This window comes from Streptomyces sp. NPDC104106 (assembly GCF_055584345.1).
The window spans coordinates 1-13992 of the sequence record NZ_JBVJMF010000030.1; the positions used below are offsets into that span (position 1 = coordinate 1).

The window sequence follows — 13992 nt, forward strand, 5'->3', positions numbered from 1 at the left end:
TGCAGGGGGGACCCTGTGGGAGAGTAGGACACCGCCGAACAATTTTTGGGAAAGGCCCACACCGTCTGGTGTGGGCCTTTCCGCATTTATGGCGCCCTTTGCTTTTTAGAAGGTCAATTCGGCCGTGGTCACCGTCGTGCCCCGGCGACCGGGTGCGTTCTGGCCACTCCAGTAGAGGTTGGTGTGGGCGATGACCTGCTCCGGGGCCGGTGCGCCGTACGCGGTCAGGTCCTGCGTCGTGTGGGCGTCGGCGACCAGCGACGCGTCGTAGCCCCGTGCCAGGGCGCCGTGCAGCGTGGAGCGGATGCAGAAGTCCGTCTGGGCGCCGGTGACGTAGAGGTGGCCGACTCCGCGGTCCGCGAGGACGGATTCCAGGTCGGTGTCCTCGAACGAGTCCCGGTACGTCTTGGCGACGAGGGGCTCGGCATCGAGGCGCTTCAGTTCCGGGACGTACTCCCAGGCCTCGGTGCCCGGTACCAGTTCCTCGTCCTGGTGCTGGATCCAGACGACCGGTACGCCGGCGGCGCGGGCCCTGTCGATGAGCGTGCCGATATGGGCGATCACGGTCTCGCGGTTCGGTGAGCCCGGTATCACGACGCCGTTCTGTACGTCGATGACCAGCAGGGCGGTGTGCGGCCGGTCAGGGATTGTTGTCATGGCGACCACAATATGACGTGCCGCTGACACCGGCCCGCACTACGGTGACCGCATGAGCAGGCATGACTACGTCATACGCGCCATACGACCCGACGACTGGCCCCTGGTGAAGCGGTTGCGGCTGGACGCGTTGCGGGATCCGCTGGCGCACCTCGCCTTCCTGGAGACGTACGAGGAGGGCGTGACCAGGGCGGACGCCTACTGGCAGGACCGGGCCGTCGGGTCCGGCGAAGGGTCCGCGGCGGCCCGGCAGTTCATCGCCGAAGGGCCCGACGGGGAGTGGGCCGGCTCGGTGACCGTGCTCATCGAGGAGGCCGGGACGAAGGACTGGGCGGGGGAGCCCGTCGAGCGGCGGCAGGGGCACGTCGTCGGGGTCTACGTCCGGCCCGAGCACCGGGGGAACGGGCTGGTCAAGGCGCTGTTCGACACCGGCATGGTGTGGGCGCGGGAGCGGGGCGCCGAGCGCGTACGGCTGCTCGTGCACGAGGAGAACACGCGGGCGCAGGGCGCGTACCGCAAGGCGGGCTTCGTGCCGAGCGGGGTGACCGTGCCGTTCGTCAGGGACGAGGCGCAGAACGAGCTGGAGTTCGTGCTGGAGTGGCCGTCCGGGGCGCGCTAGAGCGGGAGTCGCTGGTCGGGCCAGCGGGACCGGGCCTGTTCTCGGGAGCGGAGGAGGGCGAGGGCGGGGAGGCCCTGGGCGGGGCCGGCGGTGAAGAGGTCCGGGAGTTGGGGCAGGGGGGCCACGGCCGCGATGTCGTCCAGGACCAGGGTGAGTGGTGGGTCGAGCCGACCGGAGGATGACCGTTCGGCCATGCGCCGGCCACGCTCGACCACGCTTGCGACGAGGGCCGTCAGGAGCGGCATCGCGCCCGGGGTGCTCCGGGGGTCCTCGATGGATTCACCGACCACATAAAGCGTGCCCCCTTCGTGGACGAAGGAATCCAAGGCGAGCGCATCAGTTCGGTTGGGAGTGCAAGCTTCGCGGATGTTGACCATGGTGAGCGCGGCGAGGGCGCGGGTGATCAGTTCCTGGGCGACGTCCCGGCGTTCGGGGTGTGCGGTGAGGGCGGCCTCCAGTTCTCCGGCGGAGCCGGCGGCGGCCTTGGGACGGGTGCGCAGGGTGCGGACGGCGTCCTGGACCTGGGTGCCCTGGGCCCAGCGGTGCACGTGGCGGATGGTGCGGGAGTCGACGGCGGCGGCGTGGAGATAGCTGCGCAGGAGGGTGGTCGCCGTGTCCGCCACCGTCTGGTCGATCTTGGCTGTGGGGCGGACCGGGGCCAGGAGCGCCGTGGCTCTGGCCAGGGCCGTCTGCTTGTCCTCGCAGCCGGCCGTGGGGGACCAGTGGAGGCGGGCCGGGGTGTCGCAGAGGTGGGTGGGGTCGTACAGGAGGACGGGGCCCAGTTTGGCGCGTGCGTCCTTCGTCTCCGCCCAGAGGGCGGGGTTCGAGGTGACGAGGAGGGCGGGGCCTTCCGCTTCCCGCACGGCCTGGGCCGCGGTCGCCCGGCGGCTTTCCCTGGGGGCGATGAGGATCCTGTCCCACCGGTCCCGGCGGCCCACGAGGTCGCCGGTGGCCGGGAGGAGGGTCGGTGGTGCTTCCGGAGCCGTCTCCTGGACAGTCGCCGTCGGTTCCGGCTCCCGTACGGGCGCCGGTTCGCGGGCCGGGTCGGGAACCGGTTCGCTGCGCGGCAGCGGTACCTCGTGGCGCGGCTCCTGGCGCGGCTCGTGCATCGGCTCCCGGCGCGGTTCCTCGCGCTCGGCCGCCTTCCTCCTCGCCCTTCCCGCCCGCCACCGTGCCACCGCGCCCAGGACGAACATCGTGAGGACGAACAGGATCATCAACTGGCCGAGGAGCAGCCCCCAGAACAGGCCCCAGCCGGAGAGCCGGCTCGCGGGGGCGTCCGGCCAGGCGCCGGTGATGTCGTGTGGCCAGCTGATGAGGTGGCGCATGGCCAGGGGGGTGCGGGTGAAGGTGACCCCGGGGGGCCAGGCGCCCTTGGCGAAGAGTGCCGCGAGGCCCGTGGCCGTCCAGACCAGCAGGGTCATGCCGATGAGGAACGCGAGTATGCCGATCAGGAGGCCGTCGGGGATGCCGCCCTGGCCCTCCCGCCGGTCCCCGCGGCGGTCGTCCGGTCTCAACGCCTGTGCCCTTCCTCTGCTGCGCTACGCCACCGTCGACTCGGAGTCGCCCAGGTGCTGTTCCACGAAGGCCGCCGCCCGCTGCTCGGCCTCCAGTTCGGCGGCGCGGAGGGCCTCGTCGGCGATGAGGTCGCTGGAGGACTCCGTCATCGCGCGGTCGGTGAAGACCAGGGGGCGTTCCGTCTCGGTGACCAGGTGTTTGACCACCTGGACGTTGCCGTTGACGTCCCATACGGCGATGCCGGGCGTGAGGGTGGGGATGATCTCCACCGCCCAGCGGGGCAGGCCGAGGACACGGCCCGTCGCCCTGGCCTCGTCCGCCTTCTGGGCGTAGATCGTCCGGGTGGACGCCATCTTCAGGATCGCGGCCGCCTCCTTCGCCGCCGCGCCGTCGACCACGTCGGACAGGTGGTGGACGACGGCGACGAAGGACAGGCCGAGGCGTCGGCCGAACTTCAGCAGGCGTTGGAAGAGCTGGGCCACGAAGGGGCTGTTGATGATGTGCCAGGCCTCCTCGACCAGGAAGATGCGCTTCTTCCGGTCGGGGCGGATCCAGGTGTGCTCCAGCCACACGCCGACGATCGCCATGAGGATGGGCATGGCGATGGAGTTGCGGTCGATGTGGGAGAGGTCGAAGACGATGAGGGGGGCGTCGAGGTCGATGCCGACGGTGGTGGGGCCGTCGAACATGCCCCGGAGGTCACCGTCGACCAGGCGGTCGAGCACCAGGGCGACGTCCAGGCCCCAGGCGCGCACGTCGTCTATGGCGACGTTCATGGCCTCGGCGGACTCCGGCTCAGGGTGCCGTAGTTGCTCGACGATGTCGGTCAGGACCGGCTGGCGGTCCAGAATCGTCTCGTTGACGTAGGAGTGGGCGACCTTCAGGGCGAAGCCGGAGCGTTCGTCGAGGCCGTGGCCCATCGCCACCTCGATGATCGTGCGCAGGAGCGCCAGCTGGCCGGTGGTGGTGATCGACGGGTCGAGCGGGTTGAGGCGGATGCCGTGGTTCAGGGCCGCCGTCGGGTCGAGCCTGATGGGGGTTATCCCCAGCTCCTCCGCGATCAGGTTCCACTCGCCGACGCCGTCCTCGCCCTGGGCGTCGAGGACGACGACCTGGCGGTCCTTGAAGCGCAGCTGCCGTAGGACGTAGGTCTTCTCCAGGGCCGACTTGCCGTTGCCGGACTCGCCGAGGACGAGCCAGTGGGGGGCCGGGAGCTGTTGGCCGTACAGCTGGAAGGGGTCGTAGATGTAGCCCTTCCCGGAGTAGACCTCGCGGCCGATGATGACGCCGGAGTCGCCGAGGCCGGGGGCGGCCGTGGGCAGGTAGACCGCCTGGGCCTGGCCGGTGGAGGTGCGGACCGGCAGGCGGGTGGTCTCGACCTTCCCGAAGAGGAAGGAGGTGAAGGCGTCGGTGAGGACGGACAGCGGATCCCGCATCGGTGAATCAGCCCCTACCGTCGGATGCCGGTGGCGAAGGGAAGTGTGTTCACGAAGGCGCGGTGGTGCTCGCGGTCGCACCACTCCAGCTTGAGGTACGACTTGCCGGCGGAGGCCCTTATCGTGCGCTTGTCGCGGGCGAGGGCGTCGGGGGTTCGGGCGGAGACGGTGATGTAGCCGACGAGGTTGACGCCGGCGGCGCCGCTGGCGAGGTCCTCGCCGCGCTGGTCGAGGCGGTTGTGCGCGGCGATGTCCCGGGGGTCGACGGTCCGGTTCATCTTGGCGGCGCGGGAGGCCTCGGCCTCGTCGTTGGTCTTCTCGGTCAGCATGCGTTCGATGGCTACCTCGGTGGGTTCGAGATCCATCGTCACGGCGACCGTTCGGATGACGTCCGGGGTGTGGACGAGGAGGGGCGCCAGGAAGTTGACGCCCACCGGGGTCATGGGCCACTCCTTCACCCAGGCGGTGGCGTGGCACCAGGGGGCGCGGGTGTTGGACTCGCGGGTCTTGGCCTGGAGGTAGGTGGGCTCCATGGCGTCCAGCTCGGCCGGCCAGGCGTTGCGCTGGGTCATCGCCTGGATGTGGTCGATGGGGTGGTCCGGGTCGTACATGGAGTGGATGAGGGAGGCCAGCCGGCCCTGGCCGAGGGGCTGGCGGACGCGGATGTCGGCCTCCTGCAGGCGCGAGCAGATGTCGGTCAGCTCGCGGGCCATGACGACGGCGAGGCCGGCGTCGCGGTCCAGCTTGCGGCCGGTCTGCGAGCGGGCGGCGCGGGCCATGGCCTGGGCCTCGGCGGACAGCTCGCGGGTGTAGTGCATGCAGGCGACGAGGTAGGCGCGGTGCTGCTCGCTGCTGGTGGACACCATCGACTGCAGCTGGTCGTAGGAGCGGGCCAGCCAGTCGGGGGCGCGGCCGTCGCCGCGCAGGGCGACGTCCTTGGCGTGGGCGTCGGGGTCGGCGGGCAGGGTGCGGGCGAGCATCTGCAGGCGGGTGACGAACCCGTCGCCGTTGGCGACGTGCTTGAGCAGGGTGCCGAAGCGGTCGACCAGGGCCTCCTGGTCCTCGGAGTCGCGCAGGCCGACGCCGGGGCCCTCGATCTCGATGGCGGCGGTGACGGTCTTGCGGTCGGCGTGCAGCAGTACGGCGATCTCGTCGGGACCGAAGGGCGCGGCGAGCCAGGTGATCCGGCCGATGCCCGGCGGGGGCCCGACCTCGACCTCCCGGCCGTCGAGGCGGGTGCCGGCCTCCATGGCGGCGGAGCGGTAGACGGCGCCGTGTTTGACGGTGCGCTTGAAGCTGCGGTTGATCTCGAACCACTTGTAGAAGGTGCGGCGCTTGTACGGCACGTAGACCGCTGCGAGCGCGAGCAGCGGGAAGCCGGTGAGCAGCACGATCCGCAGGGAGAGGACCGGGACGAGGAGGCCGCACATCATGCCGAGGAACGCGCCGGCGACGATCAGCGCGATCTCGCCGGACTCGCGGTTGCGGCCGATGATCGCGTTCGGCCGGGCGCGGCCGATGAGATACGTACGGCGGGGCGTGACCGGATGGGACAGGTGGGACTCGGTCGTCAACGCCCTTCACCTCCTGAGCGGTTGTTGCGGGTGTTGCTGGCGTGCGGGGTGTTGGCCGGGCTGGGCGCGCGGGGCGCGGGCGTGGCGGAGGGGACTGCTCCGCCGCCCGCGCCGGGCGTACGGCCGCTGTGGGCGGCGACGCCGCCGCTGGCGGGGTTGGCCGGGCGGGGGGTGCTGCTGCTCGTGCCGCCTTGGCCGTTGTTGTCGGCGCGGGAGCTGTGGGTCTTGATGCCCTGGGCGACGAGGGTGGCGGGGGAGCTGATGACGGCGGCGGCCTTGCTCTCGGCGCCCTGCATGATGCGGTTGTTGCGGCCGTTCGCGATCTCGTCGCCGAAGCCGGGGACGAAGCGGTAGATCATCGCGCTGGCGAAGATGGCGAGCAGGATGATGGCGAGGCCGGAGACGACGGCGGAGAAGGAGTCGGGACCGTTGCCGCTGGACAGGGCGCCGGCGAGGCCGAGGACGATCACGATGACGGGTTTGACGAGGATGACGGCGATCATGATGCCCGCCCAGCGCCGGACGTGTCCCCACAGGTTCTTGTCGACGAGGCCGGCGTAGACGACGGTGCCGAGGAGGGCGCCGACGTAGAGGAGGGCGGCGCGGATGACCAGCTCCAGCCAGAGGACGCCGGCGGCGAGGATGCTGACCAGGGAGACGACGATCAGCATGATGGGTCCGCCGCCGATGTCGGTGCCCTTGCCGAGAGCGCCGGAGAAGGTGCCGAAGAAGGTGTCGGCCTGGTCGCCGGTGGCTTTGGCGAGTACCTCGGTGACGCCGTCCGTCGCGGAGACGACGGTGTAGAGGATCAGGGGGGTGAAGGCGGAGGCGAGGACGGTGAGCCAGAGGAAGCCGATGGCCTCGGAGATGGCGGTGGTCAGCGGCACGCCGCGGACGGCGCGCTTGGCGACGGCCAGGAGCCAGAGCAGGAGCGTGAGGATCGTGGAGGCGGCGAAGACGATGGCGTACTGCTGAAGGAACTTCTCGTTCGTGAAGTCGACGTTGGCGGTGTTCTTCACGGCCTTGCTGAGCTTGTCGATGGTCCAGGAGGCGGCTTCGGCACAGCCTTTGGCGAGGGAGGAGAGCGGGTCGAGGGTGGAGGTGTCGGGGACGCTGGGGGTACCGGATCCGCTGGAGGTGTTGCCGCGTTCGCAGTACTTCTTGGCCTCGCCGGAGATGACGCCGCAGTTGTACTTGGCCGACGGTGACGGCGAGGGTGACGGGCCGCCCGAGGAGGCGGGCGTGGGCGAGGGCGCGGCGACGGCGTGCGTGGCCAGCAGTACGGCCGTGGCCTGCACGGCTGCCACGATTCCGGCGAGCGTCAGCGCACGTTGCGGGCTACCGGGCATACGTGAACCCTCCGTACTGTTCGATGGCCTTGCTGATCTCGTCGGAGGTGGCGGCCTTGTCGTCACCGGGTACCGGGGCCGGGCCGTCCTTCTGGGTGTCGGAGGCGATCTTCCAGTCGCCGTCGGTCCACCGCAGGTCGAAGGTCCAGGTCTTCCATGCGGAGGTGACGGGGTCGGTCGAAGAGCTGCCGGCCATGCCGATGAGCCCCACGTACCAGACCGCGACCTGGGCTTCGCTGTCCGTGTAGTTGCTGACCGTCGTCCCGATCGGGACGACCCGGGAGACGAAGGTGCTGCCCTTGGGCGGGTTGCCCGCCGCGTCCAGGCCCATCTTGGCGAGGAAGTCCGCCGAATAGGCCTGGTCCATCTGCCCCTGGAGGCGGCTCGCGGCGTCCGGGGTGTACAGCAGTTGCAGCATTCTGTGCCGGCTGGCGGTGTTGAACATGCCCGTCGAGCCGAGTGCCACGGCGTAGTTCGAGGCCGCCGACTGGGCGCCCTGCTCGGTGTGGGCGAATCCCGTCGGTACGCCGCTTGACATGGTCTGCACCGGGGCCGTCCCGCTGGCCGCGGTCGGGGAGGTCACCGGTTTGCCGCCCTTTCCGGACGCGCCGTCGGCGGACGAGTGGTCTCCCCGGTTGGCGAACGCGATCGCTGCGATCAGGAGGACGACCACGCCCACCACCGTCACCAGGCTGCGGGAGGAGGAGCGGGTGGGGCGGCGGGGGGCACCGCCGTAGGGGTCGTTGTCGGGGAGGCGGGTGCGGGTGTGGCCCGGGTTGTCGCCGTAGTCGGGGTAGGTCCCCTCGTCTCCGGGATTCATGCCGTGTGCGCCCCCTCACCCTCGTAGGCATACGACGGTAGCCGTGCTGGTTCCCGCGCGGGCGCGGTGTGGTGACTCGACATCAGGGAGACGCAACCTCAGCCGGTGGGCACGACGGGTGGGTGGAGACGGTGGTGACGGGGAGCCGGACGGGACGGGCGGGGAGGGGTCAGACCGCCATGCCGTACACGATCGTGAACAGGGTGCCGAGGGAGCCGATGATGAAGACTCCGGTGAGGCCGGCGATGATGAGGCCCTTGCCCTGTTCCGCGCTGAAGGTGTCGCGCAGGGCCGTGGCGCCGATGCGCTGTTTGGCCGCGCCCCAGACCGCGATGCCGAGGCAGAGCAGGATGGCCACGGCCATCACCACCTCGATCATCACCTTCGCCTCGTTGCCCAGGCTGCCGAAGGGGCCCCAGTTCGGGGCGATCCCGCCGATGATGGTGTTGATGTCACCCTTGCTGGCCGCGAGAAGCATGTAAGTCACCGCCCCTGGTGGGTAGTTCCGTGAGCGCCTCTGCGGGTGCAGAGGTCAGGCCTCATTGTCGCCGACGACGGCGCCAACGTATGTCGACTTGACGTCATTGACTGGCGGGTTTCGTACGAATAGCGCGTCCGGTCACTCTGTGTATCACGGCAGGTCACCCCGGGCAACGAGGTCAGACCGGAACCCGGGGTGTGGTTCTGTCGTTGTCCTCCTTTACGACCTGGCACGTTTTCTGACGGCCGGTCGGGTGAGGGGTCGGGACGATGTTCTCATGGTGGACCGGCGGGAAATGGACAAGGCCCCGACGGCCGGATGCCGTCGGGGCGTGTGACGTGCGGGGTTGACGCCGGGTCAGCGGGTGGGGGCCGCCGTGCCGAGGCGGTGCAGCCGTCCGGGAGCCGGACGGGCAGGGGAACGCCGGAAAGGGAAAACGGGCCGCGGCCGGCTGCCGTGGCCCGTCTTCCTTCCCGCGCCGCCGAGGAGACCCCACGTCCCCCTCACTGGCGGCCCCCCGTGACCCGACGGGGGTGGTTCAGGGGGCGCTCAGCTCGCGCTGAAGGCGCTGGTGCCCTCCGGGGTGCCCCAGCCGGTCGGGCCGTCGTAGCCCGACTCGGCGGTGCAGAAGTAGTCCGTGTCGCAGGTGCCGTTGCTGCCGCTCGTCACGTCGTTGAGGGCGGAGGTGCCCGCCGCGGCGTAGGGGTACTTCGCCGGGTAGTCGCTGCTGCCCGGGGTGCCGGCGAGGGCGTAGACGGAGGCGATGATCGGCGAGGAGGCGCTGGTGCCGCCGTAGGTGTTCCAGCCGCTCGCCTGGTAGGTGTCGTAGACCGAGACGCCGGTGGCGGGGTCGGCGACCGCGGAGACGTCGGCGATCATGCGGGTGGAGCAGCCGCTGTCGGTCTGCCAGCTGGGCTTCGGGTCGTAGGCGGAGCAGCCGGAGCCGGTGCCCTCGGTGCTGGAGGTGTTCCAGACGGACTCGCTCCAGCCGCGGCTGCTGGAGTCCTGCGACAGGGAGGTGCCGCCGACGGCGGTGACGTACTGGGAGGCGGCCGGGTACTCGGCGCCGTAGCCGCTGTCGCCCGCGCTCGCGGTGATGGCGACGCCCGGGTGGTTGTAGTACCGGGCGTCGTACGTCGTGTCGGAGGAGGACTCCGAGCCGCCGTAGCTGTTGGAGACGAACTTGGCGCCCAGCTTGACGGCCTCGTTCACCGCGGTGCCGAGGTCGGCGTCGGACGCCGACTTGGCCTCGACGAGCAGGATGTTGCAGTTCGGGCAGGTCGCGCTGACCATGTCGAGGTCGAGGGACTCCTCACCGGCCCAGCCGCTGTCGGCGGTGGGGAGCGAGGTGGTGGAGCCGGTCTGGCTGACCTTCTTGAAGCAGCCGTTGGACGTGGTGCAGTCCGACAGGCCGTAGTACGAGCGGTAGGCCGCGAGGTCGGACTCGGCGTTCGGGTCGTCGTAGGCGTCCACGATCGCGACGGTCTCGCCCGAGCCGTTGGAGGCGGCGGCGGAGGTCAGGCCGTAGGCCGACTGGATGTCCGAGGGGCCGTAGCCGGTGGGGGAGGCGGACGCGGCGTCCGGCCGCACGGTCTTGGGCGTGACGCCCTTCAGGGCCGCCTGCTTCTCCATGAAGGCGGTGGTGCCGCTGGTGACGCGCAGCGCGTTGCAGGCGGCGTAGCCCTTCTTCGGGGTCGCGGCGCACGACTTCGTGTAGCGCACGTGGGCCTTGGCGACCTGGGCGGCGATCGCCTGGGAGGTCACCTTGGCGGTCGTGGCGTGGCTCGGGGCCGCGGTGGACGCGTTCGCGTGGGCCGCGGTGCCGAGTCCGGCGACGGCGAGCGCGGCCGTGGCCGCGGCGGCGGTGCCGAAACGGCGCCATCTACCGCGTATGTGGGGGTGGGTGGGGGTGGACGTACGCAAGGTACAGCCTCCTGGAAGTGGGTGACAGAGGCCTGCGGGTGTGGGGGTCCACCGGTGGGTGACCGGTGAGGGCGGCGGCCCACGCCCGACCTTCGCTTGTTGAGTACGCGACAACAAGCAGGTGCCCGGAATCCTGACCTCTGCGTTACTGAAGGCGGTGGGGGGCTTACTGATCAATGGCCGTGTGCTGGCCCTGTGCTGGTTGTGGCTTGACTTGGGGGGTGCGGGACGCGGGGAGGGGATGGCTACGCGCGTAACCCGGAAGTGTGCGGGCGCGGGGGTGGGGTTGGGCCTTCGGGGGCGGAGGCCGGTGGGCGTGACGCGTGCGGGTCGGTGCCCGTGAGCCGGCGGGGGACCCGTGACGCGCGTGCGGCCCGGCGGGGCGGGTCAGCGGGGGCGCAGGCCGTTCAGCAGGAGGCGGACGTGTTCGTCCAGGCAGCCGATCGCCTCACCGGCGTCGAGCGCGCCGCCGGTGATGAGGGTGGCGAGTCCGTGCAGGCTCGCGGCGGCGACCATGGTGATGTGCTCCGGGTCGCCCTGGACCAGCTCGCCGCGCTCCTGGGCGGCGGAGATCATCCGGGCGAAGGAGCCGAGTGAGTGGTCGACGGCGGCGGCGAGCCGGTCGGAGCTGTCGGGGTCGTGCTTGCGGGCGAACATCAGCTCCAGCAGCTCGGGGTTCGCCACGGCGAAGCCGACGTAGGCGCGGGCCAGTGTCGCGATCCGGCCCTCGATGTCGAGGCCGGGTGCTTCGGCGGCGGCGTCCAGGACCCGGTTCAGCCGCTCGTACCCGTCGAGCGCGAGGGCGTCGAGCAGGGCCTGCTTGTCCTTGAAGTGCCGGCCGGGCGCCGAGTGGCTCACACCCGCGGCACGGGCCAGTTCGCGCAGCGAGAGCGCGCCGACGCCCTTCTCGCGCAGCGTGCGCTCGGCGCTCCTGAGGAGGGCGGCGCGCAGGTCGCCGTGGTGGTACGGCCGCTGCGGGGGCTTCGCGGATGCCGCGGTCCGCGGGGGCCTCGGGGGATACGTCGAGGAGTGCGCGGAGGCGGAGGAGCGCGGGGGCTGCTGGGGCTCCGGAGGTTCCGTGGGGTCCGGGAGGTTCGGGGACGACGAGGACGGACGCGGCATGTGCGCCATCGTAACGGTATGTTGTCATTGACAGCTTTGTTGGCGGTGCCTACATTCGGGCCATGGGTACTGACAAGTGGAACGTGACCCACCTCCCCGACTTCACCGGTCGTACGGCCGTGATCACCGGCGCCAACAGCGGTCTCGGCCTCGCCACGGCCACGGCGCTCGCCCGGGCCGGGGCGCACGTGGTGTTCGCCGTACGGGACCTCGCGCGCGGCGGTGCCGCGGCGGCGCGGGTCGCGGGCAGCACGGAGGTGCGCCGGCTGGACCTGGCCGACCTTGACTCGGTGCGCGAGTTCGCGGCCGGGTGGGACCGCCCGCTGGACCTGCTGATCAACAACGCGGGCGTGATGATGGTGCCGGAGCAGCGCACGAAGCAGGGCTTCGAGCTGCAGTTCGCCACCAACCACCTCGGGCACTTCGCGCTGACGAACCTGTTGCTGCCGCACGTCACGGACCGGGTGGTGACGGTGGCCTCCGGCGCGCACCGCTTCGGTGAGCGGGCGATCCGCTTCGAGGACGTGAACCTGCGCGGCCGCTACACCCCGACCCGCGCCTACGCCCAGTCCAAACTGGCGAACCTCCTGTTCACCCTGGAACTGCAGCGCCGTCTCACCGAGGCCGGCTCCCCGGTCCGGGCCTTGGCCGCCCACCCCGGCTGGGCCGCCACGAACCTCCAGAGCCACCACAAGAACCCCCTGATGAGGGCCGCCATGACGGTCGGGAACACGGTCTTCGCCCAGAGCGACAAGGCCGGCGCCCTGCCCACGCTGTTCGCCGCCTGCCAGGACCTCCCCGGAGCGTCGTACGTCGGCCCGGACGGCCCCGGCGAGATGCGCGGCGCCCCCACCCTGGTCAGCCGCAGCAGGGCGGCGAGCGACCCGGCGGCGGCCCGGCGGCTGTGGACGCTGTCGGAGGAGATGACGGGCGTGGAGTGGGGGATGAAGCCGGTGGGGTGAGTACGACGGCGCGTTCCGCCGTACCATTCTCCGCCGGGTGACTTTTCGTTGCGGCGCGCGGGTGAACGGACCGGGTGACCCCGTGCCGCGGGCGGGGTGCTGGGCGGTCGGCTGGAAAACGGCGCCTGCCGGGACGTAGCGCGGGAATGTTCGAAGAGGCGGTGTCGTCGTCCGAGCCGTGTCCCGGGGGGAGGAGGAGGCTCGCGGTTCGGCGGGGTTCGGGGGAAGGACCGCGCCCAACTGGAGGTTTCACAGGAAATTCTCAGTGAAGTCGGAGCGCGATTCTCACGGTCGTGGGACAGAGTGGTGGGTGATGAAGCGCATCTCACGCACCTCGCTCACCTCGCGTCCCGCGTTGCTCGGCGCGGTGGTGGTGCTCGCCCTGACCTCGGCGTCCGTGGCGACCGCGGATGAGGCGTCGGGGCCGCTCGGGGTCACGGCCGAGGCCGCCGCGAACCGGCACACGGCGCGGATCGGCGCGCTCTTCGGCGCGGACCGGGCCGACTCCCTCAAGGGCGGCCACTATTGCACGGCCTCGGTCGTGCACAGCCCCCAGGGCGACCTCATCGCCACGGCGGCGCACTGCGTGGCCGGCGCCGACGACAACGACCTGCTCTTCGTACCGGGCTACCGGGACGGTCAGGCGCCGTACGGGGTGTGGAAGGTGACCAAGCGCTACCTGCCCGACGGCTGGGCCAAGGACCAGGACGAGGACAGCGACCTGGCCTTCGCCACCGTCGAGGATCTGGCCGGCCGCCGGCTGGAGGAGGTGGTCGGCGCCAATCGCTTCACGACCGGTACGGCCACCGGGGCCACCGCGGTGACCGTCATCGGCTACCCGGACTCCCGCGAGCGGCCGATCAGCTGTACCAACAAGCCGACCTCGCACAGCCGCACCCAGCAGCGCATCGACTGCCCGGCCTTCACCGCCGGTACCAGCGGCAGCCCCTGGATGAACGGCGACGGCCAGGTCGTCGGCATCCTCGGCGGCCACGAGCAGGGCGGTTCGACGGACGACGTGTCGTACAGCGTGGTGCTGGGGAGTGAGGCGGCGGAGCTGTACAAGGACGCGACGACCGATTCCTGATCGGCCTGTCGGCCCGTCCGCCCGTCTGTCCGTCTCTGAGACACCGTCAACGGCGAACCGGTCTCCGTGGCGAGGTGTGTGGTACCGCGCCGTCCACGAGCCGATCGACGTGGCGGGCGTGGAACCGGAACTGGCCGCCCTGATCGAGGCGTGCGCGGCCAAGGACCCCGCTGCCCGGCGGGGCTCGCGGACGTCATCGACCGGTGCGGAGTGCGCTCCGCGCTCGTGGAGGACCCCTTCTACGCGGGACTCAGCGGTCCGGCGGAGCCGGTGGCGCGGACGCCGCCGACGCCAGTGCGGCAGCCGGCCGGGCCGCAGACCCCGCCGGCCCCGCCGGCCGGGACGCACGACCTGCCCACGGTGGGGCCCGCGTACGGCGCTGCGGCCCCCACGTACACGCCCACCCAGCTGGTCCGTCCGGCTCGTCGTCAGGGCGGGCGGTGA

13 protein-coding genes are annotated in these 13992 nt (G+C 71.2%); 4 read left to right on the forward strand and 9 right to left on the reverse strand.

Annotation, left to right across the window (positions count from 1 at the left end):
• Positions 1 to 105: 105 nt before the first annotated feature.
• Positions 106 to 657: a cysteine hydrolase family protein gene (locus tag ACZ60X_RS40730; protein WP_469610266.1), complete on the reverse strand. Its 552-nt coding sequence runs from the start codon at positions 655 to 657 to the stop codon at positions 106 to 108.
• Positions 658 to 709: 52 nt separating this feature from the next.
• Between ACZ60X_RS40730 and ACZ60X_RS40735 the strand changes: the two genes are divergently transcribed.
• On the forward strand, positions 710 to 1276 hold the full coding sequence (locus ACZ60X_RS40735; protein WP_469610269.1) for a GNAT family N-acetyltransferase: 567 nt from the start codon (positions 710 to 712) through the stop codon (positions 1274 to 1276).
• On the opposite strand, the gene ACZ60X_RS40740 is transcribed toward ACZ60X_RS40735, so the two are convergent.
• From ACZ60X_RS40740 to ACZ60X_RS40775, 8 genes are all read right to left on the reverse strand, one after another.
• Positions 1273 to 2793 carry a type VI secretion protein gene (locus ACZ60X_RS40740; protein ID WP_469610272.1) on the reverse strand — a complete coding sequence of 507 codons (1521 nt, stop codon included), beginning with the start codon at positions 2791 to 2793 and terminating at the stop codon, positions 1273 to 1275. The two genes, ACZ60X_RS40735 and ACZ60X_RS40740, sit on opposite strands and share 4 nt — an antisense overlap.
• A 24-nt stretch (positions 2794 to 2817) precedes the next feature.
• On the reverse strand, positions 2818 to 4230 hold the full coding sequence (locus ACZ60X_RS40745; RefSeq protein WP_469610275.1) for an ATP-binding protein: 1413 nt from the start codon (positions 4228 to 4230) through the stop codon (positions 2818 to 2820).
• 14 nt (positions 4231 to 4244) lie between these two features.
• Positions 4245 to 5804, reverse strand: coding sequence for an SCO6880 family protein (locus tag ACZ60X_RS40750; RefSeq protein ID WP_469610278.1), 1560 nt, complete (start codon positions 5802 to 5804; stop codon positions 4245 to 4247).
• Positions 5801 to 7153 carry a hypothetical protein gene (locus ACZ60X_RS40755; protein ID WP_469610282.1) on the reverse strand — a complete coding sequence of 451 codons (1353 nt, stop codon included), beginning with the start codon at positions 7151 to 7153 and terminating at the stop codon, positions 5801 to 5803. Before ACZ60X_RS40755 ends, ACZ60X_RS40750 begins: the two co-directional genes overlap by 4 nt.
• Complete coding sequence (locus ACZ60X_RS40760) at positions 7143 to 7973, reverse strand: DUF8175 domain-containg protein (RefSeq protein WP_469610285.1); 831 nt, start codon at positions 7971 to 7973, stop codon at positions 7143 to 7145. The genes ACZ60X_RS40755 and ACZ60X_RS40760 overlap by 11 nt, the downstream gene beginning before the upstream one ends.
• 169 nt (positions 7974 to 8142) lie before the next feature.
• Positions 8143 to 8451 carry a hypothetical protein gene (locus tag ACZ60X_RS40765; protein WP_356020567.1) on the reverse strand — a complete coding sequence of 103 codons (309 nt, stop codon included), beginning with the start codon at positions 8449 to 8451 and terminating at the stop codon, positions 8143 to 8145.
• Positions 8452 to 9003: 552 nt separating this feature from the next.
• Positions 9004 to 10377 (reverse strand): S53 family peptidase, encoded by a 1374-nt coding sequence (locus tag ACZ60X_RS40770; protein WP_469610287.1) that lies wholly within the window; start codon positions 10375 to 10377, stop codon positions 9004 to 9006.
• A 387-nt stretch (positions 10378 to 10764) separates the two neighbouring features.
• Entirely contained in the window at positions 10765 to 11499 is a 735-nt protein-coding gene (locus ACZ60X_RS40775) for a TetR/AcrR family transcriptional regulator (protein ID WP_469610290.1), read from the reverse strand.
• 62 nt (positions 11500 to 11561) lie between these two features.
• Between ACZ60X_RS40775 and ACZ60X_RS40780 the strand changes: the two genes are divergently transcribed.
• The 3 genes from ACZ60X_RS40780 (at position 11562) to ACZ60X_RS40790 (ending at position 13992) form a co-directional block, all read left to right on the forward strand.
• A complete protein-coding gene (locus tag ACZ60X_RS40780; RefSeq protein WP_469610293.1) occupies positions 11562 to 12461 on the forward strand; it encodes an oxidoreductase in 900 nt (299 codons plus the stop codon).
• Between the two features lie 313 nt (positions 12462 to 12774).
• Positions 12775 to 13548, forward strand: coding sequence for a trypsin-like serine peptidase (locus ACZ60X_RS40785; RefSeq protein WP_469610296.1), 774 nt, complete (start codon positions 12775 to 12777; stop codon positions 13546 to 13548).
• A 150-nt stretch (positions 13549 to 13698) separates the two neighbouring features.
• Complete coding sequence (locus ACZ60X_RS40790; RefSeq protein ID WP_469610300.1) at positions 13699 to 13992, forward strand: hypothetical protein; 294 nt, start codon at positions 13699 to 13701, stop codon at positions 13990 to 13992.

Excerpts from the sequence above, each read along its gene's own strand:
- ACZ60X_RS40735 (WP_469610269.1), top strand. The coding sequence starts at position 710 with ATGAGCAGGCATGACTACGTCATACGCGCCATACGACCCGACGACTGG.
- ACZ60X_RS40760 (WP_469610285.1), bottom strand. The coding sequence starts at position 7,973 with ATGAATCCCGGAGACGAGGGGACCTACCCCGACTACGGCGACAACCCG.
- ACZ60X_RS40780 (WP_469610293.1), top strand. The coding sequence starts at position 11,562 with ATGGGTACTGACAAGTGGAACGTGACCCACCTCCCCGACTTCACCGGT.
- ACZ60X_RS40765 (WP_356020567.1), bottom strand. The coding sequence starts at position 8,451 with ATGCTTCTCGCGGCCAGCAAGGGTGACATCAACACCATCATCGGCGGG.
- ACZ60X_RS40755 (WP_469610282.1), bottom strand. The coding sequence starts at position 7,153 with ATGCCCGGTAGCCCGCAACGTGCGCTGACGCTCGCCGGAATCGTGGCA.
- ACZ60X_RS40775 (WP_469610290.1), bottom strand. The coding sequence starts at position 11,499 with ATGCCGCGTCCGTCCTCGTCGTCCCCGAACCTCCCGGACCCCACGGAA.
- ACZ60X_RS40730 (WP_469610266.1), bottom strand. The coding sequence starts at position 657 with ATGACAACAATCCCTGACCGGCCGCACACCGCCCTGCTGGTCATCGAC.
- ACZ60X_RS40785 (WP_469610296.1), top strand. The coding sequence starts at position 12,775 with ATGAAGCGCATCTCACGCACCTCGCTCACCTCGCGTCCCGCGTTGCTC.
- ACZ60X_RS40745 (WP_469610275.1), bottom strand. The coding sequence starts at position 4,230 with ATGCGGGATCCGCTGTCCGTCCTCACCGACGCCTTCACCTCCTTCCTC.